Below are 23,412 nucleotides of genomic sequence, written 5' to 3'. Positions count from 1 at the left end.
TGCAGCAGTGAGAAGGGGACCGCCGCGGGGGCGAACGCCTTCAGCGCGAGGTGCAGCATGACGATGGAGTCCTTGCCGCCGGAGAAGAGGATCACCGGCCGCTCGAACTCGCCCGCGACCTCGCGGAAGATGTGGACGGCCTCGGACTCCAGCGCGTCCAGGTGCGACAGCGCGTACGGGCTGGACTCCTCGGAATCACCGGCTGCCTCGGAGACAGTGGCTGCGGTCGTCATGCGAGACCCCTCTCGGTGAGCAGCGCATGCAGCGCCGCCGCGGACTCCTGCACGGTCTGGGTGTGCGACTCGATCCGCAGATCGGGTGACTCGGGCTCTTCGTAGGGGTCGTCGACGCCGGTGAGGCCGGAAATCTCGCCCGCGGCCTGCTTGGCGTACAGGCCCTTCACATCGCGTACGGAGCAGACCTCGACCGGGGTGGCCACGTGGACCTCGAGGTACGGCGTGCCGCCCTTCTGGTGGCGCCCGCGCACCGCCTCACGGCTGTCCGCGTAGGGCGCGATCACCGGGACGAGCGCCTTGACTCCGTTGCGCGAGAGCAGTTCGGCGAGAAAGCCGATGCGCTGCACGTTCGTGTCGCGGTCCGCGCGCGAGAAGCCGAGACCCGACGAGAGGAACTCGCGGATCTCGTCGCCGTCGAGCACCTCGACGCGGTGTCCGTCCTCGCGCAGCCGGCCGGCCAGCTCGTACGCGATGGTGGTCTTGCCGGCACTCGGCAGACCCGTGAGCCAGATGGTGGCTCCGGTCGTCACTTGCTGCTCCTGAGAAATCTGAGTGGTCGTGGTCATCCGTGCAGCCCGCACTCGGTCTTCGCGCGGCCCGCCCAGCGGCCGGCGCGCGCGTCCTCGCCCTCCAGCACACGCCGGGTGCAGGGCGCGCAGCCGACGGAGGCGTAACCGTCCATCAGCAGCGGGTTGGTGAGGACCCCGTGCTCGGCGACGTACGCGTCCACGTCGTCCTGCGTCCAGCGGGCGATCGGCGAGATCTTGACCTTCTGCCGCTTCTCGTCCCAGCCGACGACCGGGGTGTTCGCCCGGGTGGGGGACTCGTCGCGGCGCAGCCCGGTCGCCCATGCGTCGTACTTGGTCAGGCCCTCCTCGAGGGGCTTGACCTTGCGCAGCGCGCAGCACAGGTCGGGGTCGCGGTCGTGCAGCTTGGGGCCGTACTCGGCGTCCTGCTCGGCCACCGTCTGGCGCGGGGTGAGCGTGATGACGTTGACGTCCATCACGGCCTCGACCGCGTCGCGGGTGCCGATGGTCTCCGGGAAGTGGTAGCCGGTGTCGAGGAAGACGACGTCCACACCGGGGAACGCGCGGGACGCCAGGTGGGCGACCACCGCGTCCTCCATGGAGGAGGTCACGCAGAACTTCTTGCCGAAGGTCTCGGCCGCCCACCGGAGGATCTCCAGGGCGGACGCGTCCTCCAGGTCGCGCCCCGCCTGCTCGGCGATGCTCTTCAAGTCCTCGCCCGTACGCTCTTCCTGAGTGGTCGTCATATCTCGTCCCCTCCACCTTCAGTACGCCGAACCCCACGGGCGAGCAGCCCGAGGAACTTCAACTGGAAGGCTCGACTACACGCCGCGCATTCCCACGCGCCGTGGCCCTGCTCGCTCGGACGAAGGTCCTCATCACCGCAGTAGGGGCAGTAGAAGGGGGCGGCTCGCTCGCTCATGACAGCGACTCCTCGTCGGCGCGCGAGGCCCAGGTGGCGAAGCGCTCGCCGTCCTCGCGCTCCTCCTGGAAGCGCTTCAGGACCCGCTCGACGTAGTCGGGCAGCTCTTCCGAAGTGACCTTCAGGCCACGGACCTTGCGGCCGAAACCGGCCTCCAGGCCGAGCGCTCCGCCGAGGTGCACCTGGAAGCCCTCGACCTGCTCGCCCTGGTCGTTGAGGACCAGCTGGCCCTTGAGACCGATGTCCGCGACCTGGATACGGGCGCAGGCGTTCGGGCAGCCGTTGATGTTGATGGTGATGGGCTCGTCGAACTCGGGGATGCGGCGCTCGAGTTCGTCGATCAGCGAGGCACCGCGGGCCTTGGTCTCGACGATGGCGAGCTTGCAGTACTCGATGCCGGTGCAGGCCATCGTGCCGCGGCGGAAGGGCGACGGCTTCACGGTCAGGTCGAGGGCTTCGAGGCCCTCCACCAGCGAGTCGATCTGCTCCTGCTCGACGTCGAGCACGATCATCTTCTGCTCGACGGTCGTGCGCAGGCGGCCGGAGCCGTGTGCCTCGGCCAGTTCGGCGATCTTCGTGAGGGTCGCGCCGTCCACGCGGCCCACGCGCGGGGCGAAGCCGACGTAGTAGCGGCCGTCCTGCTGCCGGTGCACACCGACGTGGTCGCGCCAGCGGGCGACCGGCTGGTCGGGTGCCGGGCCGTCGACGAGCTTCCGCTGCAGGTACTCGTCCTCCAGGACCTGACGGAACTTCTCGACACCCCAGTCGGCGACCAGGAACTTCAGGCGGGCGCGGGTGCGCAGCCGCCGGTAGCCGTAGTCGCGGAAGATCGAGAGGATGCCCACGTGGACGTCCGGGACCTCGTCCAGCGGGACCCAGGCGCCGAGGCGCTGACCGATCTTCGGGTTGGTGGAGAGGCCGCCGCCGACCCAGACGTCGAAGCCGGGCCCGTGCTCGGGGTGGTTCACACCGACGAACGCGACGTCGTTGATCTCGTGCGCCACGTCGAGGAGCGGCGAGCCGGAGACCGCGGTCTTGAACTTGCGGGGCAGGTTCGAGAAGTCCTTGTTGCCGATGATCCGGCGGTGGATCTCGTCGATGGCCGGGGTGCCGTCGATGATCTCGTCCTCGGCGATCCCGGCGACGGGCGAGCCGAGGATGACGCGGGGCGTGTCACCGCAGGCCTCGGTCGTGGACAGGCCCACGGCCTCCAGACGCTCCCAGATCTCCGGGACGTCCTCGATGCGGATCCAGTGGTACTGCACGTTCTGCCGGTCGGTGAGGTCGGCGGTGCCGCGCGCGAACTCCTGAGAGATCTCGCCGATGACGCGCAGCTGATCGGTGGTCAGCCGGCCGCCGTCGATGCGGACGCGCAGCATGAAGTACTTGTCGTCCAGCTCCTCGGGCTCCAGGACCGCGGTCTTGCCGCCGTCGATCCCGGGCTTGCGCTGGGTGTACAGACCCCACCAGCGCATCCGGCCGCGCAGGTCGTTGGGGTCGATCGAGTCGAAGCCCCGCTTGGAGTAGATCGTCTCAATGCGTGTCCGCACATTGAGACCGTCGTCGTCCTTCTTGAACTGTTCGTTGCCGTTGAGCGGGGTGAAGTGACCCACGGCCCACTGACCCTCGCCGCGGTGACGGCTCACCTTGCGGCGGGGCGCGGCGGCGGGATTCTGCGGGGTGGCGGCCATGGTTGCTACGTCCTTCGAGACTGCGGGACAGGTCTGTCAGCGGCTCTGACCTGCGCATACGGGCGCATACGGATGTATGGGCGCGTCACTGCGCAAGGCTCGCAAAAGGGAAATGGTCGGGCGGTGCTGGGCTGGTCAGCTCGCCGGACAGATGGCGCTGGACATGCGGCCGAGGTCGACGTGCCGCCGACTCACCAAGGCAATTCCAGTTCCAGACATGACGGAAGCGTGTCACGGGGATCTCGGGCCAGTCCACCGTCATCCATCATGTGGACACCCTTGTCCCGAATCATGAGACAAGGGTGTCGTCGGTCACACGGCCGGGTTCTCCGACCGTACCGAATCGGGTCATCAGCAGGTCAGACCGCCCGCGCTCCCGGCCACGGGCCCGGCGTGACAACGTCCGCCTCCTCCTCGACCTTGGTGTCGAAGAGCTTGAAGCCGCGACGCAGGTAGTTGTCCATCGCGTGCTCCCCGTCCTTGCTGCAGGTATGCAGCCAGACCCGCTTGGTCTCGGCCCGTCCCGGCCAGCGTTCGGCCAGGTCCCAGGCCCGCGCGACGCCGTACGAGAGGAGGTGTCCGCCGATGCGGCGTCCCCGGAAGGCGGGGATCAGCCCGAAGTAGACGATCTCCACGACGCCGTCGTCCTGGGGGTCCAGCTCGACGTAGCCCGCGGGCGTACCCCTGTCGTAGGCGACCCAGGTCTCCACGCCCGGTCGCTCCAGCGACTCCTGCCACTGCGCGTACGTCCAGCCGAGCCGGTCCGTCCAGCGGATGTCCCCGCCGACCGACGAGTACAGGAAGCGGCTGAACTCGGGCGAGGGGACCTCGGCGCGCACGATCCGGACGTCCCCGTCGGGGCCGATCGCGGGGAGCAGGTCGGTCGGGGCCGTCTGCTCCAGGGACCAGGTGGTCACGGTGAGGTTGCTCATGCGGGCCAGGGAACCATGGGGGCGGGTGCGTCTCCAAAAAGCAGCCACGGGAGCTCGCCGGGTTCCTCTCCCGGAGAGCCCTCGCAGCCGGGCGTCCGCGCCGGCGAGCCGTCGGCTACCCCAGCGAGCCGTCGACCGAGGACAGCGGGACCGCGTACAGCACCCGCCTCGTTCCCGCGTCGGCCCCCGCCCCGGTCAGCGTCCACAGTTCGTCCGTCTCCTGCCAGTAGGAGAGGGACTCGGCGCCCAGGCCCCAGCACGCGTGCGACCGGTCCGCGGTGCAGGTGGCCGCCTTGGCGCCGCGCTCGGTCTGCCGCCAGAGGGTGTCGTGCTGGGTGCCGTGGTCGGGTGTGTGGCCGACGTACCAGTCGGCCTTGCGCGCGCCGCTCGGTGTGCGCGAGAGGGCGCCGGACAGGCCTGCGGCCCTCGTCTCGTAGGCCTCGACGGCGTCGACGTACCCCTGGGAGTCGGCGAGCAGGCCCGTGCGGTAGGCCGCGGTGCTGTAGGAGTACCGCCAGACTCGGGCCCGCTTCGCACCGTCGGACATGGACCGCTCGGTCGCTACCAGGCTGTCCGGCGTCGAGGTGCGGTCCAGGGAGAGGGAGCCGAAGCAGGGGACCGTGTGAGCGTCTTCGCCGCCGCACGCGCCGCCGGGCACGTCGTAGGAGCCGATGGCCGGAAGCACGTACTGGTAGCCGTCCGCCGAGTAGCCGCCGCTCACCCTGCCGACGGCGCCGCTGCTCACGTCGGCCTTCAGGATGCGGTGCATGTCGAAGACGAGCAGGCCCGCGCCGTGCGCGGCGGTGACGATCAGCTTGTCCTGGTACCAGACCATGCCGCCCAGGTCGGAGGGGACCGCCGCGAAGTCCTTGCCGCCGTCGCGCGGGGCGACGAGCAGGACCCAGTCGTAGGTGAGGGCGTGCGGGTCGGTCGCGTCGACAAAGGCGATCCGGGCGAGGCCCTCGTCCCGGGTCGGCGCGGCGGCCTGGTCGTCGTGGTGCGTCCAGCCGGCCAGGATCACCCGGTGCTCGCCCCAGTGGCCGTCGTCGTCCGCGTCGCCCGAAGTGGTGACGGACCGCGGCTGCCACTGCCGGGTCCTCGCGTCACCGCTCTCCCAGCAGTACGCCCGCGTGGCCGTCGGCTCGATCGGAAGCGCGGCGCGCTCGCCGGCGGCGCAGTCGGCCTCGTCGCGCATCGAGCGGTCGGCGGTGCTGAGGACGCCGTCGACACCGACGTTCCCGCCCATGTCCTTGGTGAGCGTGTCGAGGGTGTCCCGGGCGACCAGGTTCTCGTGGAGGCGAAGCTTGCCGGTCGCGGCCGCCGAGGTGAGCGGGGTCAGGCCGCCTGGCGTGCCGCTGCCCGTGGCCTGGGAGGTGCTGATCAGGGTGGCGGCCGCGGTGAGCGCGAGGGCGGTTCCGGCCAGGGTGGCGCGCAGCGCCTGTCCCCTTCTACGACGACGATGCCTGCCGCGGTACTTCATGCGTCCTCCCGAGGAAGGCCAACTGCCTCTCACGCTCCGGGCGTTGACGGAGAGACGGGTGGGGTGGCCTGTGAGGGGATGCTACGGCAGAGACCGGCGGGCCTGGTCGAAGACCCCGGAACACGCTCACGAAATACGCACGTGACGGCACTCGTTGGCCGCGCGAGGGATTCTTTCGCCCCGCCGCCCCTACCCGTCCCATCCTTCTGGGGCTCCGCCCCAGGGGCCCATCCTGCGGGCTGCGCCCCCTGGATCCCTGCCCGGAGTTGCGCCTCAGACCCCGCCGGGGGCTGCGCCACCGCCTGGACGCCTGAACGAGCTTGTGACCTCGGGCCCTGCCTGGGCTCTGCCCTTTGGGCTCCGTGTTGGGGGTTGTGTTCCCGGGTCCCGCTGAGGGCTGGGCTCCTGCGCGGCCCCCGCCCCGGCTGCTCCGTCCGGCCCCCTGCACATGCTGTGCCTCTGGGCCCCCGCCCAGGAGACGGCCAGGGGCTGCCCCCAGACTTCGCTCGGCAAGGACGCCCCCGTTCTCAAACCCCCGATGGGCTGGAGGCCCCCGCCCGCGCACCCACCACCGCCGGTGCCGTGGAATGTGGGAGCAGGTCCAGTGGATCGTCCGGGAGCAGGACCTCGATCTCCACCTCCTCGCGGTAGCGGTAGGGGCGGTGGTCGAGGAGGCCTGTGAGGCGTCGGCGCAGGCGGGAGAGTTCGGCGCGGACGGTCACCGTGCGGGTCGGGTCGTCGAAGAGGTCGACCGCGAGTTGGGCCGCGCTGCGGCCGTGGCGGTGCAAGGCGAGGACGTAGAGGAGCTCGGCGTGGCGTGGGGTGAGGTCCTGTGCCCAACTGCCCGCCGCGCCGGTGATGGTGGCGCACGGCCGCCGGGGTTCGGTGAGGTCGAGCACCACGCGGCTTGCGCACCCGGAGGTCTCGGTCTCCGTGACCCGTAGCAGCCAGCCGCCGGGCATCGGCTCCGCGACGCACGTCCCGAGGGAGGGCAGCCAGACCCGGCCCGCGCCGAGGGAGCCGGGCAGCGCGACCCGGTCGACGGGTGGCATCCCCGTGACGGCCGCGAGCCAGCCGTTGGTGTCCACCACCAGCGCCTTGCCGCCCAGCCGGCACAGGATGGGCGCAGCCACCGCGCGCAGCCGCTCGATGGCCGTCAGATGCCTGCTGCGCAACTCGCTTTCGGCCAGCCGGGACACCGAGTCGACCAGAGCGAGCGTGGCCGGGTGAAAGGTGCTGTCCGGGCCGCTGACGTCGATGATGCCGAGCAGTCTCCCGTCGCGCGGGTCGTGCACCGGCGCGGCGGCACAGGTCCAGTCGTGCAGCGTGCGCACGAAGTGCTCGGCCGAGTGCACCTGGACCGGCGCCCCCGCCGTCAACGCCGTACCGATCGCGTTGGTGCCCGTCGTGTCCTCGCTCCAGGCGGCGCCCTCCTCCAGACAGATGGTGTCGGCCCGGCGCAGCACCCCCGCGTTGCCCTCGCGCCACAGCACCCGGCCCTCCGGGTCCGTGACCACCATGATCTGCAGGGACGCGTCGGCGACCGAGCCCAGCCCGCCACTGAGGACAGGCATCACCTCGGCGAGGGCGGTGGATGTCCGGCGATGTTCGAGTTCGTCCGTCTGCAACAGCTCGCTGTCCGTGCTTTGTTCGGGATCGACTCCGAAACGTTTCACTCGTTGCCATGACTGACCGATAACCGGCCGGGGAGCGATCGGGGAGCGTTCGCCTCTGAGCGTCGCGGCCCAGGTTTCCTGCAGACGCCGGACCGTTTCGGACGCGTCCGGCGGAGCGAAACGGGCGGGGTTGAACGATGTGGTCTTCACAGGACACTCCCCAAACCAGTACCGCATACGAGCAGTGACGCCGCCGTCACTCCACATCGTGCCTGCTCTCGGCCCAGGACGCCGGAAGTTCGCACAAGGAGCACAAACGAATGCAACGGTCTGCAACTCTCGCCAACGGTCACAAGGTTCCTTGAAACTGACAACGACGTCGCCCTGCGCGGCGTCCGAGCTCCCTGAACGGGGCCGGCAAGCGGGGGTGGTGCCGTGTCGGCGCAGCACCACCCCCGCATCAGCCCCGGCGACCCCTCACGACACGGGCCGCGCCCGCTCCACCACCGCGGCCAGATCCAGACTGTGCGGCAACGTGCCGAAGGCCGAACCCCAGTCCCCGCCCAGCCGTGAGGCGCAGAACGCGTCGGCGACCTCCGGGGGCGCGTACTGGACGAGCAGCGACCCCTGGAGCACCGTCGCGATGCGCTCGACGAGCCTGCGGGCGCGCCCCTCGACGCCGTCCAGGTCGGCGAGCTCCGCCAGCAGGTTCTTGATGGCCCCGTCGAGCCGGTGGTCGGCGCCCCGGGCCCGCCCCACCTCCCGCAGAAACGCGTCGAGCGCCCCCGGCTCCCGCTGCAGCGCGCGCAGCACGTCCAGCGTCTGCACATTGCCCGCGCCCTCCCAGATGGAGTTGAGCGGCGACTCGCGCAGCAGCCGGGGCATGCCGGACTCCTCGACGTACCCGTTGCCGCCCAGGCACTCCAGCGCCTCCACCGCCACCGGCGTACACCGCTTGGTCACCCAGTACTTGGCGGCCGGCACCGCGAGCCGCAGGAACGCCCGCTCCTGCTCGCTGCCGTCGTCGTACGCGGCGGCCAGCCGCAGCGCGAGCGTCGTCGCCGCCTCCGACTCCAGTGCCAGGTCCGCCAATACGTTCCTCATCAGCGGTTTGTCGATGAGCTTGCCGCCGAACGCCTCGCGGTACGTGCAGTGGTGGACGGCCTGCGCGACGGCCTGCCGCATCAGTGAGGCGGAGCCGAGCACACAGTCCAGCCGGGTCGCCGCGACCATCTCGATGATGGTGCGCACCCCGCGCCCCTCGTCCCCGACCCGGCGCGCCCAGGTCCCGTCGAACTCGACCTCGCTCGACGCGTTCGACTTGTTGCCGAGCTTGTCCTTGAGCCGCTGGATGCGGAATGCGTTCCGGGTGCCGTCCTCCAGGACGCGCGGAACGAGGAAGCAGGTGAGCCCGCCGGGAGCCTGCGCGAGCACCAGGAAACCGTCCGACATCGGCGCCGAGCAGAACCACTTGTGGCCGGTCAGCACGTAGGTCCCGTCCTCGGCGAGCGGTCGCGCCTCCGTCGTATTGGCGCGTACGTCGCTGCCGCCCTGCTTCTCCGTCATCCCCATCCCGAAGATGACCCCGGCCTTCTGGGAGGCGGGCCGCAGGTCCTGGTCGTAGATCATGGAGGTCAGCCGCGGCTCCCACTCGGCGGCCAGCGCCGGGTCGGTGCGCAGCGCGGGCACCGCAGCGTGGGTCATCGACAGCGGGCAGCCGTTGCCCGCCTCGACCTGCGTCCAGATCACGAAGGCGGCGGCGCGCCTGAGGTGTCCGCCGGGGCGCGACCAGGCCGCTGTCAGCCCGGCCGAGACGCCCTTGCCGAGGAGCCGGTGCCAGGACGGATGGAACTCGACCTCGTCGATGCGGTTGCCGTAGCGGTCGTGGGTGCGCAGCTTCGGCGGGTACTCATTGGCCAGTGCCCCCCACTCCTGCACCTGCGCGGAACCGGACGTGCGTCCGAGGGCCGACAGTTCCTCGCGCGCCTCGTCTAGGAGCTCTGGATCGAGATGCCGGTCGACCGCCTCCACGAGGGCCCGGTCGGCGGCGAATACGTCATATCCGACCAGGGGCGGAGCCTGGTTGGTCACGGTGTGGGTGCTGGCTGCCATACGGATACGGTAAGGAGGTGCACCAGGCAAAAGAAACACCTGAACGGCCTCCCTCGGGCCGCTTTCACCGCGCTCGCGCGCTGTACCGGAACGTATCGAAGCGCAGGACCGCCTGGCTGCTGCTCAAGGACACCGTCAACTCGTGCATGGAGTACCGGATCCTGGGTCTGGCGGCCGAGGCCGCCTTCTTCACGCTTCTGTCCGTGCCGCCATTGCTGCTGAGCCTCATCGGCCTGCTCGGATACGTCGACGACTGGACCGGCGCCGACACGATCGCCAGCCTCGAGTCCAACCTCCTCGACGCGTCCCGCACGGTCCTCACCGAGAAGGGCGTGCACCAGATCGCCGAGCCGATCCTGCACGACGTGATGAAGGGCGGCCGCCCCGACATCATCTCCCTCGGCTTTCTGTTCGCCCTGTGGTCGGGCTCCCGCGCGGTGAACGTCTTCATCGACACGATCACCGTCATGTACGGCCTCGACGGCACCCGCGGGATCGTGAAGACCCGCGTGATGTCGTTCCTGCTCTTCATCGTGGCGCTGCTGATCGGCTCGGTCGCGCTGCCGCTGATGGTGGCGGGCCCGGACGCGGTGGTGAACTTCGTGCCGTGGTCGACGACCGTCGTGCAGATCCTCTACTGGCCTGTCGTCATCGTGCTGTCGGTCGCCTTCCTCACGACGCTCTACCACGTGTCCGTGCCGGTGCGCTCTCCCTGGGTCGAGGATGTGCCGGGCGCCCTGGTGGCCCTCGCCATGTGGGTGCTCGGCAGCTTCCTGCTCCGTATCTACCTGACCAACACGGTCGAGGGCCCCACGATCTACGGCTCGCTCGCCGCGCCCGTCGCCGTCCTGCTCTGGATCGGCGTGTCCGCGTTCGCGGTCCTGGTCGGCGCCGCCGTCAACGCCGCCATCGACCGTGTCTGGCCGGCCGCCGCCACCTCCGCCGCCCGCGCGGCGAACGAGCGCCTGCGCCAGGAGCAGGCGGCCGAGTACGTCGCCCGCGCGGCCGCCGCCCACTCCTACGACGCCGACATCGACCCCGACGACCCGGACATGCCCTCCGAATTCCCGGAGCGCTGGTCTCGCTTCCTGCCCCCGGAGGACGTGACGTCCCGGCTGCGCACGCATGCGAAGAGCACGCATCACCATCCGCACCGGAACGGGGACGAGCCCCCTCCGGGGGAGTGACACCCCCGCTACGTCTTCCACGTCTTCCACACTCCCCGCCGCCACGGCCCCGGCGCGAAATCCGGGCTGTGCTCTCCCGAGGGCACCCCAGGACCCCCCGGGCCGGACGCGCGAGCACCGATGCACGGCGTCTAGGCCTTCCAGACTCCGGCCGCCGCGGCCTCCCGCGCGAAATCCGTGAAGTCGCGGGGCTCGCGGCCCAGGATCTGCTGGACGCCGTCCGACAGGTAGGAGTTGCGGCCGTCGAGGAGGCTCTCGAAGAGTTCGACAAGGAACTCGACCTCCTCGGGCGGCACCCCGAACCCCGCCAGGTCGGCGCCGTACTGGCGCGCTGTCACCGGGGTGTACGTCAGCTCACTGCCCGTCGCTTCGGAGATCTCCGCGACCGCCTCGCGGAAGGTCAGCAGCCGGGGCCCCGAGATGGCGAGGTCCTGGCCGACGTACCGGTCGCCGGACGTCAGCGCGGCCACCACGACGTCCGCGATGTCCCGCACGTCGATGAAGGGCTCGCGCACCTCACCGGCAGGGAAGACCAGCTCTCCGTGGAGCAGCCCCTCCACCAGCGGACCCTCGCTGAAGTTCTGCGCGAACCAGGCGGCCCGTACGACTGTCCAGTCCGCGCCCGACGCCTTCAGCGCCTCCTCGGTGGGCCGGGCCCGCTCCTCGCCCCGCGACGACAGCAGCACGAGCCGCCGTACGCCGTGATCGACCGCCTGCCGCCCGAGAGCGCCGATGGCCGAGGCGGCCCCGGGGGAGCCGACGTCGGAGGGGTGGACGAGATACGCCGCGTCGGCGCCCCGCAGGGAGTCCGCCCATGTCGTGGGGTCGTCCCAGTCGAAGCCCTGGGCGCGGGACGCGGCCCGCACCGTGAGACCGGCCGCCCGAGCGGCCTGTGCGACCCGGCGCCCTGTCCGCCCCGAAGCCCCTGTGACCAGTACCGTCATGTCGTGCGTACGTGCCGTGTTGTCCATCATGTAGCCAGTGAACTGCCGTGCGCGGCAAGGGCCCATCGCTGAACGGCTCATTCCCATAAGCGCACGTCTACGACAGGGTCAGGGACGGCGTTTACGCTGACGCCATGGACGCACTCGCAGGCCTGTTGGAGGGTCCACGCGCGCGTGGCGCCTTCATGATCCGTGCGTGCTTCGACCCGCCGTGGTGCGTACGCGTCGAGGACCGCGCCCCTTTGACGATCATGCTGGTGGTCCGCGGCGACGCCTGGGTCGTACCGGACGGCGGAGAGCCGTTGCGGCTGCAGGCGGGCGACCTGGCCATCGCGCGCGGCCCGGACCCGTACATCTGCGCCGACGACCCGGCGACCGCGCCACAGGCGGTGATCCTTCCGGGCGGCGAGTGCAGCTACCCCGACGGGCGTTCCCTCAAGGGCCACTGGGACCTCGGCGTACGCAGCTGGGGCGACCGGCTGGACGGCTCCACGGTGCTGCTGATCGGGACGTACATGATGCAGGGCGAGGTCAGCGGCAGGCTGCTGGACGCGCTGCCTCCACTCCTGTCGCTCACCTCGGACGTGTGGGAGTGCCCGCTGACGCCGATCCTCGCCGAGGAGATGGTGCGCGACGAGCCGGGACAGGAGGTCGTCCTCGACCGGCTGCTCGACCTGTTGATGATCGCCGCGCTGCGGGCCTGGTTCTCCCGCCCCGAGGCCGCCGCCCCTGCCTGGTACCAGGCTCTCGCCGACCCCGTCGTGGGCCGGGTGCTGCGGCTCGTGCAGGACGACCCGGCCCACCCCTGGACGGTGGCGACTCTCGCCGCCAAGGCCGGGGTCTCGCGGGCCGCCCTGGCCCGGCGCTTCAGTGAACTCGTGGGCGAGCCCCCGATGACCTACCTGACCGGCTGGCGCCTGGCCCTGGCCGCCGACCGCCTGCGCGAAACGGATGACACCCTCGACTCGATCGCCCGGCACGTCGGCTATGGCAGCGCGTTCGCGCTCTCCAGCGCGTTCAAGCGGGTGTACGGAGTCAGCCCACAGGAGCACCGGACGCGGGCGGCGTAGCCTGACGTACGTGTACGAGGAGCGTGCATCCAGGCTCGCGGGCGCGGTGGTGTGGTCCCGTTCGATCGCCGGTCCGTCGGTGGCGGCCGTTCTGCCCGACGGCTGCATGGATCTGCTGTGGACCGAGGGGCGGCTGCTGGTCGCCGGTCCTGACACCCGCGCATACGTTCCCGACGGTGCGCCCGGTGGCTGGGCGGGCGTGCGCTTCTACCCCGGTACGGCGCCCGCGTGGCTGGGCGCACCCGCGGATGAACTCCGCGACCGGCGCGTCGAGTTGGCCGACCTGTGGCCCGCCGCGCGGGTGCGGCGCCTCACGGAGAAGGTCGATGAGGCCGCCGACCCGGTGAGCGCCCTGGAAGAGGTGGCCCTGGAGCGTGCGGCGGATGCGGACCCGCCGGATCCGCTGCTGCGGGGCGTGGTCGCGGCTCTCGACGCGGGTCGGCCGGTCGCCGCGGTCGCCGATGAACTGGGCCTGAGCGCACGGCAGTTGCACCGGCGCTCACTGGCCGCGTTCGGCTATGGGCCGAAGATGCTGGCCCGGGTGCTGCGGCTGCAGCGGGCCCTCGCGCTCGCACGGAGCGGGGTGCCGCTCGCGCAGACGGCGGCCCGTGCCGGATTCGCGGACCAGGCCCATCTTGCACGGGACGTACGGGAGTTGGCGGGGATGTCGGCGCGAGAGCTACTGGGTCTCCGGTAGCCGGGCGAACAGGTCGACGCCGTTGCCGTCCGGGTCGTGCACGACCGCGTACCGCATGCCCCAGAAGGCGTCCCACGGCTTGAGCTCGCCGTGATGACCGGCGCCGACCAGGTCCTCGTACACGGAGTCGACTTCCGCCGGGCTGTCGCAGAGGAAGGCGAGGGACATCCGGCCGCCGCCGTTCGGAGGCCGCCACCCGGCGTGGAACGACCGGATCGTCTCCTCCGTGTCGAGCGCGAGGCGCAGCCCACCGGGGAGCTCGGCCTCGACGTGCGGCTGGTCTTCACTCCCCTCGGGGAAGACGAGCCCCAGGCGGCGGTAGAAGGCGAGGGAGGCGGCCATGTCGGACACGACGAGCCCGATCACATCGAATCGTGGAGTCATGAGGTCACGGTAGGCAGGGGGTCGGGGGTGAGTCTTGAACGAATCGGACACCCCCGTGGGGCGCCCTTTGCCGGCCGGGGCTGGAGATATTCAGCCCGTCCGGCGTTTGAGGACGAGCGCGTCTGCGCGATACGGGGGTCTGGGGGCGGAGCCCCCAGGTACGGGACGGGTAGGGGCGGAGGGGGCGAAAACCCCCAGGTCCGCCGCCCGCGGGCCTCGCGCTCCAGCCGCCTGAGGCATACGCTCAGGCCGTGTCCCCGCGCCTGCTCGTCTACACCCGCACCACGGGCTACCGCCACGACTCCATCCCGGACGCCATCGCCGCCGTACGCACCCTCGGAGAGTTCGAGGTCGACGCCACCGAGGACTCCGCGGCGTTCGAAGGGCCCCTGGACGCGTACGCGGCGGTCGTCTTCCTCTCCACGAGCGGGGAGGTGCTGACGCCGCAGGGGCGCGACCGTCTCGCGGCGTACGTCGAGGGCGGCGGCGGGTTCGTCGGGGTCCACGCCGCCGCGTGCACCGAGTACGCGTGGCCCTACTACGGCGAACTGCTCGGCGCGCGCTTCGACCGGCACCCGGAGTATCAGCCGGGGAAGGCCGTCGTCGAGGACCGGGGGCATCCGGCGACCCGACACCTGCCGCCCGTCTGGGAGTTCACGGACGAGTGGTACGACTTCCGGGCCAGCCCCCGCGGCTCGGTGCGGGTGCTCGCCTCCGCCGACGAATCCTCGTACGAGGGGGGCGGCATGGGCGACGACCATCCGCTCGTGTGGTGCCGAGAGCAGGGCACGGGCCGGGTTTTCTACACCGCACTCGGGCATGCTCCCGAGGCGTACGAGGATCCGGACTTCCGCGCGCACCTGCTCGGCGGTATTACCTGGGTGACCAAGAGGTAGTCGCTGCCGGGCCCGTGCTCGACCGCTCCACCAAGCGGGTCGACAGCTCCGTACGCGTGCTCTCCGGCTGCTCGCCCGCCATCATGCGGACGAGCAGGCGCAGGGCCGTCGCGGCCATCTCGGAGAGCGGCCGGCGCACGGTGGTGAGCGCCGGGGTGGCCCAGCGGGACTCGGGAAGGTCGTCGAAGCCGACCACGCTGATGTCGTCGGGGACGCTCAACTTGCGCTCGGCCAGGGCCTGGTAGACGCCGAGCGCCATCGTGTCGGAGCAGACGAAGACGGCGGTGGGCGGTTCGGGGAGGTCGAGGAGCTCCAGCGTGCGGCGGTGCGCGCCGCCCTCGTTGAAGCTGCCGTAGCGCACGTACTCGGGGCGGTGCCGGATCCCGGCCGAGGCGAGGGCCGAGTGGTAGCCGGCGATCCGGTCGCTGCTGCACATCTTGCGGCGGTAGCCGCCGATGACGGCGATGCGCTCATGACCGAGGGAAAGCAGATGCTCTGTTGCCAGCAGGCCGCCCTGCCAGTTCGCCGCGCCCACCGACACGACACCCGGCGGCGGTTCGAGGACCGGGTCGATCATCACGAACGGAATTCGGTGCTGGTCGAGCCAGGTGTGCTGGGAAGGAGCCAGCTCGGCCAGGTTGAACAGCACTCCGGATGAACCCCGGGTGGTGAGCTTGTCCAGCCAGCCCCGCTCGGGGCGCCCGCCCCTGGTCCGGGTCAGCCCCGCCGAGACCACGATCTCCAGGCCCGCGTCGTGCGCCGCGCCCTCCACGCCGTGCAGCACCGCGCCCGACCAGGAGCTCTCGAGGGAGTGCACCACGAGGTCGACCAGGCCCGGCGTCTTCGACGCCTCGACGCGCGGTCTGCGCACATAGCCGAGCCGGTGGAGGGCCTCGGTGACGCGGCGACGCGTCTCGGGCGCCACGTCCTCCCGGCCGTTGACGACCTTCGACGCGGTCGGTACGGACACTCCGGCCTCACGCGCCACGACTGCCAGGGTCGGTCCGGCCGCCACGCTCGCGCTCCCGCTACGGGCCATCGAGAGACCACCTCTCCGGCCCGCCCGAGGGCCATCGAAAGTTTCGCGTCACGCTGCTCGCAGAAGAGGGGAAGAGAGCAGCACATGGTAAGCGCTTCCTACACTAGGCCCACCTCAACACGGCGTGAAGAGGCGGGAATTCGCAGGATCACCCCGGTCAAAACTTTCGAAACCTCGAACACTGAAAGGAGGTCACTGGGGCGACGTGCACACGAGCCGGAAGTCGGTGAAGTCGGCGGTGAACGACGCGTCGACGAGGTCCCGGGCGTGGATGCCGGCCATCGCGCCGGTGAACCGCAGCCGGGACCCGTAGTCGTCGGACAGGCGACTGAAGTCGAGCGGAGGGCCGACCGGTGTGCGCACCCCGTCCCGGACGAACCAGAACCGCGCCTCGGCGCCGTCGACCGTCACACCCAAGGTGACCGGAGCCTGCGCGTCGACGTCGACGAGGGCCGCTTGCCGGGTGCCCTCCTCGTCGCGTTCCACGAGGCTGAGCACGGTGCGGCCACCGCCCCGCCACTGCTGGCCCCGCTGCGCCTCGCCCCCGGGCTCTGCCCAGGTCAGGTCGAGGCTGAGATAGGACTCGGTGTTGTACCAGAGCACCAGCCCGGCAGCCTGGGTGAAGGTCCGTGGCCGGGCCTCGACCGTGACCTCCGCCTGCGCACGGTGCTCCGTGAGGCGCTGGGCGAGCAGGCTCTGGGCCCACAGGGACTCCGGGCCGTGTCGGCCGCGCAGCCGGATCCAGCCGGGGCGGCTCGCGGCGTCGGCCCAGGAGGGATCCGGGTACGCGCGCGGGGTGCTCCACGGCCACGACAACGCGTCGGCCGGATCGGCGGGTGGGACGGGTTCGGGCGACCGCGCGCCGGGACGGGTCGGTACCTCGACCTCCACTGCGGGGTGCCGGCCCCCGTGCCGAAGCCTCGGCCAGCCGTCCGCGCCCCAGGCCACGGCCTGGATCGCGGTCTCCCGGCCGAGCGTGCACCGGGGGCCGTGCGGCGTCTGCAGCGGACGGGCCGTCAGATGGCTGAGGAACCACTCGCCGTCCGGCGTCTCGACCAGCTCCGCGTGCCCGGCCTTCTGCAACGGCACCGAGGGGTCGTCCCGTGTTGTCAGCAAGGGCCGGCTGTCGAGTTCGTACGGACCCGTGAGGGAACGGCTGCGCGCCACCAGCACTCCGTGCTCGAATCCCGTGCCGCCCTCGGCGAGTACGAGGTAGTACCAGCCGTCGCGCCTCAGCAGCTTGGGCCCCTCGATGAGCCGTTCGTGCTGCAGGAGCAGGTGCGTGTCGCCGATCGGGGCGAGCGTGTCGCGGTCCAGCTCGGTCAGGACGATCCCGGCGAAGCGCTGTCCCCCGGGGCGGTGGTCGCTCTGCATGTTGAGCAGCCACAGTCGTCCGTCGAGGTGGAAGAGCGCGGGATCGAAGCCGTGGCTCGCGACGCGGCGCGGGGCCGTCCACTTCCCGCCGGCGTCCCCTGGGGGTCCCCCCGCTCGAGCGGAGCCGGGAGCGGGGGAGGTGGTGACGTAGGTGTCCAGGTCGAAGTACGGCGTGCCGACCGAACGCACGACGGAGTAGACGATCCAGAACCGCTCACCGTCCCAGCTCAGGGACGGCGCCCAGACGCCACCGGAGTCGGGGACCCCGGCGAGCGAGTCTCCAGGGACCGCGCCTCGCACATGACCCGCGTATTCCCAGTGCGCCAGGTCTCTGGACCGGTGGACGGGAATCGTCGGGAACCACTCGAACGAACTCGTCGCCACGTAGTACCAGTCGCCGACTCGCACCAGCGAGGGGTCGGGGGCGAAGCCGCGCAGGACGGGGTTGTGCAGCAAGGTCACTTGAGGGCTCCCAGCGTGACCCCGGTCTGCCAGTAGCGGCGCATCGCGGTCATCATGACTGCCATCGGCACGATGGACAGCAGCGCGCCGGTCAGCACGAGGCCGGTGAGGTCGACGCCCGACTCCAGCCGCGTGCCGGACCAGTTGTACAGGCCCAGGTTGAGGGTCCAGTTCTCCTTGCCGCGCAGCACGGTCAGCGGGAGGAAGAAGGCGTTCCACGTGTTCACGAAGGCCAGCAGGAACACCGTGGCGCCGCCCGTCGTCATCATCCGCAGCACGATGCTGAAGAAGATGCGCAGTTCACCGGCTCCGTCCAGGCGGGCCGCCTCCATGAGTTCGAAGGGGATCGCGGCCTCGGTGTAGACCTTGGCCAGGTACACGCTGAACGGGTTGATCAGGCAGGGGATCAGCATCGCCCAGGGGGTGTCGACCAGCCCGATCTCCGAGAACATCAGGTACAGCGGGAGGGTCAGCAGGGCGATCGGGATCAGGAACGAGCCCACCACGCAGGCGAACACCACAGAGCGCCCGGGGAAGTCGAAACGGGCCAGACCATAACCCGTGGCGAGGGCGATGAGGGTGCCGCCGAGGGAGCCGACGCCCGCGTACAGGAACGAGTTGGCGGTCCAGCGCAGAAAGATGCCGTCTTGGTAGGTGAAGACCTGACGCAGGTTGTCCCACAGGTGCATGCCGGAGAACCACAGGCCGTTGCTCTGGTACAGCGCCGTGCGGTCCTTGGTGGCGGCGACGATCAGCCACCACACCGGGAACAGGCTGTAAGCGCTGGCGAGGATCAGCCCGATCAGGAGAAAGCGCTGGCCGCCCCGCCCGCGCGAGGCGGCGTCCGGACGGGCGAGCCGCCGGACGGTGCGGGCGGGGGGCCGCTCGGTGTCGTCTTTGCTGCGGTAGTCCGCCAGCATCATCAGTCGGCCTCCTTCGAGGTCAGCCGGTAGAAGAGGAAGGAGGCGACGCCGAGGATGAGGGCGAGCAGTACCGACAGGGTCGCGGCGTAGTGGTAGTTGCCGGCGTTGAACGCCTGGTTGTAGATGATCATGATCGGGGTGAAGCTGTCGTCGACGGTCTGCGGAGTGACGTTCCTGAAGAGCGCGGGCTCGTTGAAGATCTGCAGCATCTGGATGATGGAGAGCATGCCGGTCAGTACCAGGGCACCGCGCACGAACGGGACCTTGATGCTCAGCGCGATCCGCAGCTCGGAGGCTCCGTCGAGGCGCGCGGCCTCGAACAGATCGCGGGGCACGCCCTGGAGCGCCGAGTAGAGGATCACCATGTTGTAGCCGATGCCGTGCCAGGTGAGCAGGTTGCCGATGGACGGCCAGACCATCGAGGGCGCGAAGAAGTTCCAGTCGAACCCGAAGACCTTGCCCAACGGCGTGAGGGGGCCCACGTCAGGGCTGTAGAGGTTGATCCACACGATGGCGGCGACCACCCCGGGGATCGTGTACGGGACCAGCAGCAGGATCCGGAACCGGCCGGCCACCCGCGAGGTGAGCGCGTCCAGGAGGAGCGCCAGCACCAGGCTGATGAACAGCATCACCGGGATCTGGACGCAGGCGAAGAGCACCACCCGCAGGACGGAGTTCATGAACGCCGAGTCGGTCAGACCCTGCTGGTAGTTCTCCAGGCCGACGAACTTCCGCGTCGCGCCGCCGAGACCGAGTCCGGACTGCTGCTCCACGAACAGCGACTGGTAGACGGCGTAGCCGATCGGAAGCAGGTACAGGAAGACGAAGCCGAGCTGGAAGGGCACCGTGAAGGCGGCGCCCTTCCAGCGCTGGGAGCGAATCATCCGTCGTGCCTCAGCCCTTGACGTTGATACCGCGGGACTTCAGGTCCTTGACCGTCCACTCCTGCATGTGCGCCAGCAGGTCGGTGACCTTCTGTTCCTTGTTCATGACCTTCGCCCAGCCGCTCTGCAGCTCGGTGAACATCGCGGTCCAGTCGGGGCCGAAGACCCAGTCCGTGGTGACGGTGTTCAGGCTGTCCGTCACGACCTTCTTGCCGGGCTCGTAGTTCTTGCCGAGCAGCTTGTCGGAGATAGCCTCGTCGACGTACGCGTTGCTGTCCGCCAGCGCCGGCATCACGCCGTTTCCTGTCGTCGGGCTTGCCATGGTCTTGACCGCGCCCGTGTTCGTGGACATCCACAGCGCGGCCTCGGCGGCCTGCTTCTGGTTCTTGCACTGCTTGGTCACCAGGGTCACCCCGCCGCTCTGGTTGGTGCCGGCCGGGGTCTTGGCCGCCTCGCCGTTGAACGTCGGCCACGCAGACAGCGCCCACTTCCCGTTGGACTTGGTGAAGTTCTGCACCATGCCAGCCATCTGCCAGGTGGAGATCTGCCGGGTCACGGTGCCGCCGTCGTCGTAGTTGCGCTGCACGGCCGCGTAATCGGCGAAGGAGAGCTTGGAGTTGAGGTTGTTGTCGATGATCTCCTGGATCACCTTCGCGGCCTTGAGGGTGCCCGCGTCCTGGAAGTTCACCTTCCACGCGTTGCCGTCGATGGCGTACCAGTGCGCCCCTGCCTGCATGGAGAGCACCTCCAGGGTGCTCGGGTCCTCACCGGCGTAGTTGGTGACCTTGATCCCGTGCTTCTTCAGCACTTTGCCGGCGGTGATGAAGTCGTCCCAGGTCGCCGGCGCCTTCAAGCCGTACTTCTCGAAGATGTCGGTGCGGTAGATGGTGAAGGCGGGCGCCGACGCGGTGGGAACCCCGTAGACCTTGCCCTGCACCTGGGCGGTGGCCCAGGAACCGGTGTTGAACTTGTCCTTGCTGGAGGCGACGTACTGGGTGATGTCGGCGAGCGCGCCCTGCGAGACCCAGGCCGTCACGTACTCGGCGGTGTTCTGCACCAGGCAGGGCGCGTTGCCGGCCTTGACCGCGTTGGTCAGCTGCTTCTGCATGGTCAGCTGGTCGGTGACCTTGGTGTACTTGAGCTTGATGTTCTTGTGGCTCGCGTTGAAGGCCTTGACGACGGCCTCCTGGCCATTGGCCCAGCCCCAGTAGGGGAGGGTGACCGGACCGGAAGACCCCGAGGACGCGTCGTCCCCGGAGCCGGATCCGCCGCAAGCGGAGAGCAGACCTGTCAGCGCGAGGCCCGCGACGGTGGCGTGGGCGAACCTTCTCCGGGGGCTGGTGAAGTTCATCTGACCGTGATCCTTCGGAAAGTAGGCGTTCTCAGAACGAGAGGACGGCGGCTCGGTGCCGGCCAGGAACGGCGGCCGGAAACCGTCGGCTCGCGGTTGCGGGGGCTCGGCCAAGCAGAAGCTGTAGTAAACGCTTGCTGGGACGGTAGGACGATCGATCCGCCGCAGCAAGGGGTCCGTCGAAATTTGTTACGCCGGGTTGTCCGCGCGGTTATCGCGGACTGCGCCTCGACTGCGCTCGCCGCCCAGGAGTCTGTGCAGTTCAGAGCCATGTCGACAAGTACCGACCGGGGTCCGGTGAGCCCCTCGTGCGACCTTGGCAGGTCCTGAAAACACTTTGGAAAACGCTTACGAAACGATGCTGCCCGTGCCCGTTACGCCGCGTGCGTCCTATGAACGCCGGGCCGGGGGCTGAACGGAGTTCCGTACGACGATATGGGTCCCCAGTACCAGGTGGTCGCCATCGCTGCCCTTGCGGCGGCCGGTGCCGGCCTCGCGCCGGTCGGCCACGGCGCGCAGCGCTACGCGGCCCATCTCCTCGTACGGGACGTGCACGGTCGTCAGCTGAGGGGTGAGCTGGGAGGCCAGCGGGATGTCGTCGTAGCCGACGATCGAGACGTCCTCGGGCACCCTGAGCCCGGCCGCGCGCAGGGCCTGCATCGCGCCCGCGGCGACCACGTCGGTGCCCGCGAGCACCGCCGTGAAGTCCAGCCCCTGCCGCAGGCTTTCCTCCACCGCCTCGTACCCGTGCTCGTAGTCGTACGGGCCGTGGCGCACCATGCCCGGGTCGAACGGCACCCCGTACGCCTCGAAGGCCCGCCGGGCACCCGTCAACCGGCCCTGCGCGGTGGTGAGTTCGGCATGGCCCGGCAGTACCAGGACGTGCCGGTGGCCGGCGGACAGGAGGTGGCTGGCCATCGCGTAGGCACCGCCCTCGTTGTCGTAGTCGACCGTCGTCGCCGGTACGGCGCCCTCCAGCGGCGGCCTGCCGACCAGCACGAGGTGCGAGCCGGCCGCGTCGAGGGAGCGGGCGAACCGGGCCATCCGCAGCTGGTACTCGTCGTAGTCGTACGCGCCGCCCAGCAGGACCACGGCGGCGACGCCCTGCTGGCGCATGAGGTTCACCAGCGCGAGTTCCCGCTCCGGGTCGTCGCCGGTAGTGCCCACCAGTGAGAGCCAGCCGCGCAGCGTGGCGGCGCCCTCGACTCCCTTGGCCACGTGGGCGAAGGCGGCACCGGTGATGTTGTTGATGAGGATGGCCACCGTGGGCGTGCCGCCACCCGCCAGGGAACGGGCGTGGGCATTGGTGACGTAGTCCAGGTCCCGTACGACCTTCATCACCCGGCGGCGTAGTTCTTCCGACACCGGGTAGTTGCCGGACAGGACGCGCGACACGCTCGCCACGGAGACGCCGGCGCGTTCGGCCACATCGCGGATGGTCGCCCGTCCGACGTCTGCCGGCGCCTTGTGCTGACTCACCGTAGCGGCTCCTTCACCGTAGTGGCCCGATCACCGGACGCTCCGAGGCCCCGCCCGCGCCGGTGTTGAAACCGTATCCCATCGTTACTCCAGGTAGGACAGCTCGTGGACGGCCGGAATCAGGCGACCCGGACGAGATCCGTGTGCCGCACCTCGTGCTCCGGCGGCAGTCCCGCGACCAGACGTTCCAGTTCGTCGACGACGATGCGGCCGAGCCGCTCCAGTTCGTTGCCGAGCGAGCCCGCGATGTGCGGGGTGAGGAAGACGTTGGGCAGGGAGTACAGCGGGGACGCCGCGGGCAGTGGCTCGGGTTCGGTGACGTCCAGGACGGCGTTCAGCCGGCCCGAGACCAGCTCGTCGGTGAGCGCGGCCGGGTCGACCAGGGCGCCTCGGGAGGTGTTGATCAGCACACCGCCGTCCCTGATGAGGGCGAGCCGCTCACGGTCGAGCATGCGGTGGGTCTCGGGGATGTCCGGGGCGTGCAGGCTGACGATGTCACTGCCGCTGAGCAGGTCCTCCAGCGACAGGAGTTCGGCGCCCAGCGCGGCGGCCTCGGCGGTGTCCACGTAGGGGTCGTACAGCGAGACGGCGAAGTCGTGCGGCCGCAGCAGTTCCAGCAGTCGGCGGCCCACGCGCGAGGCGCCGATGATCCCGATCCGGCGGCCGAGGTTGCCCGTGGCCGCGGTCTCGGCGCGAGACGGGTAGGCGTGCGCGTCCCTGAAGCGCTCGCGGTGCGCGAAGGTGTCCTTCCCGGCCAGCAGGATCATGGCGAGCGTGTACTCCGCCACCGGCAGCGCGTTGCCGGTGACCGCGCTGGAGACGGTGACGCCGCGGTCCCACAGGGTCTCGCCGATCAGTGAGCGGACGGAGCCGGCGGCATGCAGGACGGCGTGCAGCCGAGGTGCCGCCGCCAGGGCCTCCGCGTCGAGGCGGGGGCATCCCCAGCCGGTGATCAGCACCTCGGCGCGGGACAGCGCGGACGCGGCGGCGGGCGTGGTGAAGTCCTGGACGACGAGCGCGGTGTCGATCTCGGCCGTCTGCTGGAGCCGGGTCATGAGGGGCGGGGGGAAGAGCAGGGGGAGGTGCACCGGATCCATGGCGAACACGGCCCTCGGCAGCTGTGCGCTGGGCATGTCTCTCCTGAGATGCTGGAAACATTTTCTGAAAGCGTCTTCTACCGTAGATCTGCAGAGGAGCCAGGGTCAA

The 23,412-nt window shown here is 70.2% G+C and carries 23 protein-coding genes; 4 read left to right on the top strand and 19 right to left on the bottom strand.

Annotation, left to right across the window (positions count from 1 at the left end; translation table 11 throughout):
• From ACIBK0_RS32590 to ACIBK0_RS32545, 10 genes are all read right to left on the bottom strand, one after another.
• The coding region (locus ACIBK0_RS32590) for a phosphoadenosine phosphosulfate reductase family protein (RefSeq protein WP_399087799.1) at nucleotides 1-233 on the bottom strand (233 nt) is incomplete at its 3' end.
• Nucleotides 230-802 carry an adenylyl-sulfate kinase gene (cysC, locus tag ACIBK0_RS32585; protein WP_399087797.1) on the bottom strand — a complete coding sequence of 191 codons (573 nt, stop codon included), beginning with the start codon at nucleotides 800-802 and terminating at the stop codon, nucleotides 230-232. The genes ACIBK0_RS32590 and cysC, both read right to left, overlap by 4 nt.
• Nucleotides 799-1,509 (bottom strand): phosphoadenylyl-sulfate reductase, encoded by a 711-nt coding sequence (locus tag ACIBK0_RS32580; protein WP_399087795.1) that lies wholly within the window; start codon nucleotides 1,507-1,509, stop codon nucleotides 799-801. The genes cysC and ACIBK0_RS32580 overlap by 4 nt, the downstream gene beginning before the upstream one ends.
• Entirely contained in the window at nucleotides 1,506-1,685 is a 180-nt protein-coding gene (locus ACIBK0_RS32575; RefSeq protein WP_399087793.1) for a hypothetical protein, read from the bottom strand. Before ACIBK0_RS32575 ends, ACIBK0_RS32580 begins: the two co-directional genes overlap by 4 nt.
• Nucleotides 1,682-3,376: a nitrite/sulfite reductase gene (locus ACIBK0_RS32570; RefSeq protein ID WP_399087791.1), complete on the bottom strand. Its 1,695-nt coding sequence runs from the start codon at nucleotides 3,374-3,376 to the stop codon at nucleotides 1,682-1,684. Before ACIBK0_RS32570 ends, ACIBK0_RS32575 begins: the two co-directional genes overlap by 4 nt.
• Before the next feature lie 135 nt (nucleotides 3,377-3,511).
• A complete protein-coding gene (locus ACIBK0_RS32565; RefSeq protein ID WP_309486338.1) occupies nucleotides 3,512-3,595 on the bottom strand; it encodes a putative leader peptide in 84 nt (27 codons plus the stop codon).
• Nucleotides 3,596-3,735: 140 nt separating this feature from the next.
• On the bottom strand, nucleotides 3,736-4,308 hold the full coding sequence (locus ACIBK0_RS32560; RefSeq protein ID WP_399087789.1) for a GNAT family N-acetyltransferase: 573 nt from the start codon (nucleotides 4,306-4,308) through the stop codon (nucleotides 3,736-3,738).
• 115 nt (nucleotides 4,309-4,423) lie between these two features.
• Complete coding sequence (locus ACIBK0_RS32555; protein WP_399087787.1) at nucleotides 4,424-5,788, bottom strand: hypothetical protein; 1,365 nt, start codon at nucleotides 5,786-5,788, stop codon at nucleotides 4,424-4,426.
• A gap of 527 nt (nucleotides 5,789-6,315) precedes the next feature.
• Nucleotides 6,316-7,614 carry a GAF domain-containing protein gene (locus tag ACIBK0_RS32550; protein WP_399087785.1) on the bottom strand — a complete coding sequence of 433 codons (1,299 nt, stop codon included), beginning with the start codon at nucleotides 7,612-7,614 and terminating at the stop codon, nucleotides 6,316-6,318.
• Between the two features lie 267 nt (nucleotides 7,615-7,881).
• Nucleotides 7,882-9,516, bottom strand: coding sequence for an acyl-CoA dehydrogenase family protein (locus ACIBK0_RS32545; RefSeq protein WP_399087783.1), 1,635 nt, complete (start codon nucleotides 9,514-9,516; stop codon nucleotides 7,882-7,884).
• Between the two features lie 17 nt (nucleotides 9,517-9,533).
• Here ACIBK0_RS32545 and ACIBK0_RS32540 point away from each other — a divergent pair, with 17 nt between their 5' ends.
• Nucleotides 9,534-10,703 carry a YihY/virulence factor BrkB family protein gene (locus ACIBK0_RS32540; protein ID WP_399087781.1) on the top strand — a complete coding sequence of 390 codons (1,170 nt, stop codon included), beginning with the start codon at nucleotides 9,534-9,536 and terminating at the stop codon, nucleotides 10,701-10,703.
• A 131-nt stretch (nucleotides 10,704-10,834) separates the two neighbouring features.
• Here the strand turns inward: ACIBK0_RS32540 and ACIBK0_RS32535 are convergent, their stop codons facing one another.
• Nucleotides 10,835-11,677 (bottom strand): NAD(P)H-binding protein, encoded by an 843-nt coding sequence (locus tag ACIBK0_RS32535; RefSeq protein ID WP_399087779.1) that lies wholly within the window; start codon nucleotides 11,675-11,677, stop codon nucleotides 10,835-10,837.
• Between the two features lie 104 nt (nucleotides 11,678-11,781).
• Between ACIBK0_RS32535 and ACIBK0_RS32530 the strand changes: the two genes are divergently transcribed.
• Both ACIBK0_RS32530 and ACIBK0_RS32525 read left to right on the top strand, forming a co-directional pair.
• Nucleotides 11,782-12,717, top strand: a complete 936-nt coding sequence (locus ACIBK0_RS32530; RefSeq protein ID WP_399087777.1) for an AraC family transcriptional regulator — start codon at nucleotides 11,782-11,784, stop codon at nucleotides 12,715-12,717.
• Between the two features lie 10 nt (nucleotides 12,718-12,727).
• Entirely contained in the window at nucleotides 12,728-13,414 is a 687-nt protein-coding gene (locus tag ACIBK0_RS32525) for a helix-turn-helix domain-containing protein (RefSeq protein ID WP_399087775.1), read from the top strand.
• Here ACIBK0_RS32525 and ACIBK0_RS32520 read toward each other — a convergent pair.
• Nucleotides 13,397-13,798 carry a VOC family protein gene (locus ACIBK0_RS32520; RefSeq protein WP_399087773.1) on the bottom strand — a complete coding sequence of 134 codons (402 nt, stop codon included), beginning with the start codon at nucleotides 13,796-13,798 and terminating at the stop codon, nucleotides 13,397-13,399. The two genes, ACIBK0_RS32525 and ACIBK0_RS32520, sit on opposite strands and share 18 nt — an antisense overlap.
• A 251-nt stretch (nucleotides 13,799-14,049) precedes the next feature.
• On the opposite strand from ACIBK0_RS32520, the gene ACIBK0_RS32515 reads away from it, so the two are divergent.
• Entirely contained in the window at nucleotides 14,050-14,694 is a 645-nt protein-coding gene (locus ACIBK0_RS32515) for a ThuA domain-containing protein (RefSeq protein ID WP_399087771.1), read from the top strand.
• Here the strand turns inward: ACIBK0_RS32515 and ACIBK0_RS32510 are convergent.
• The 7 genes from ACIBK0_RS32510 to ACIBK0_RS32480 all read right to left on the bottom strand — a co-directional run bounded on the left by ACIBK0_RS32510 (nucleotide 14,672) and on the right by ACIBK0_RS32480 (nucleotide 23,339).
• Nucleotides 14,672-15,733: a LacI family DNA-binding transcriptional regulator gene (locus ACIBK0_RS32510; RefSeq protein WP_399087769.1), complete on the bottom strand. Its 1,062-nt coding sequence runs from the start codon at nucleotides 15,731-15,733 to the stop codon at nucleotides 14,672-14,674. The genes ACIBK0_RS32515 and ACIBK0_RS32510 overlap by 23 nt on opposite strands.
• A gap of 192 nt (nucleotides 15,734-15,925) precedes the next feature.
• Entirely contained in the window at nucleotides 15,926-17,569 is a 1,644-nt protein-coding gene (locus ACIBK0_RS32505) for a family 43 glycosylhydrolase (RefSeq protein WP_399087767.1), read from the bottom strand.
• Nucleotides 17,566-18,492, bottom strand: coding sequence for a carbohydrate ABC transporter permease (locus ACIBK0_RS32500; protein WP_399087765.1), 927 nt, complete (start codon nucleotides 18,490-18,492; stop codon nucleotides 17,566-17,568). Before ACIBK0_RS32500 ends, ACIBK0_RS32505 begins: the two co-directional genes overlap by 4 nt.
• Entirely contained in the window at nucleotides 18,492-19,376 is an 885-nt protein-coding gene (locus tag ACIBK0_RS32495) for a carbohydrate ABC transporter permease (RefSeq protein WP_399087763.1), read from the bottom strand. Before ACIBK0_RS32495 ends, ACIBK0_RS32500 begins: the two co-directional genes overlap by 1 nt.
• Before the next feature lie 10 nt (nucleotides 19,377-19,386).
• Nucleotides 19,387-20,727 (bottom strand): ABC transporter substrate-binding protein, encoded by a 1,341-nt coding sequence (locus tag ACIBK0_RS32490; protein WP_399087761.1) that lies wholly within the window; start codon nucleotides 20,725-20,727, stop codon nucleotides 19,387-19,389.
• A gap of 390 nt (nucleotides 20,728-21,117) precedes the next feature.
• Nucleotides 21,118-22,206, bottom strand: a complete 1,089-nt coding sequence (locus tag ACIBK0_RS32485; RefSeq protein ID WP_399087759.1) for a LacI family DNA-binding transcriptional regulator — start codon at nucleotides 22,204-22,206, stop codon at nucleotides 21,118-21,120.
• 119 nt (nucleotides 22,207-22,325) lie between these two features.
• A complete protein-coding gene (locus tag ACIBK0_RS32480; protein WP_399087757.1) occupies nucleotides 22,326-23,339 on the bottom strand; it encodes a hydroxyacid dehydrogenase in 1,014 nt (337 codons plus the stop codon).
• Nucleotides 23,340-23,412 lie beyond the last annotated feature (73 nt).

This window comes from Streptomyces sp. NPDC050564 (assembly GCF_044457265.1).
Taxonomy (GTDB): Bacteria; Actinomycetota; Actinomycetes; order Streptomycetales; family Streptomycetaceae; genus Streptomyces.
Note: the sequence above shows the minus strand (reverse complement) of the source record. Positions and strands in the feature narration are given on the sequence as shown.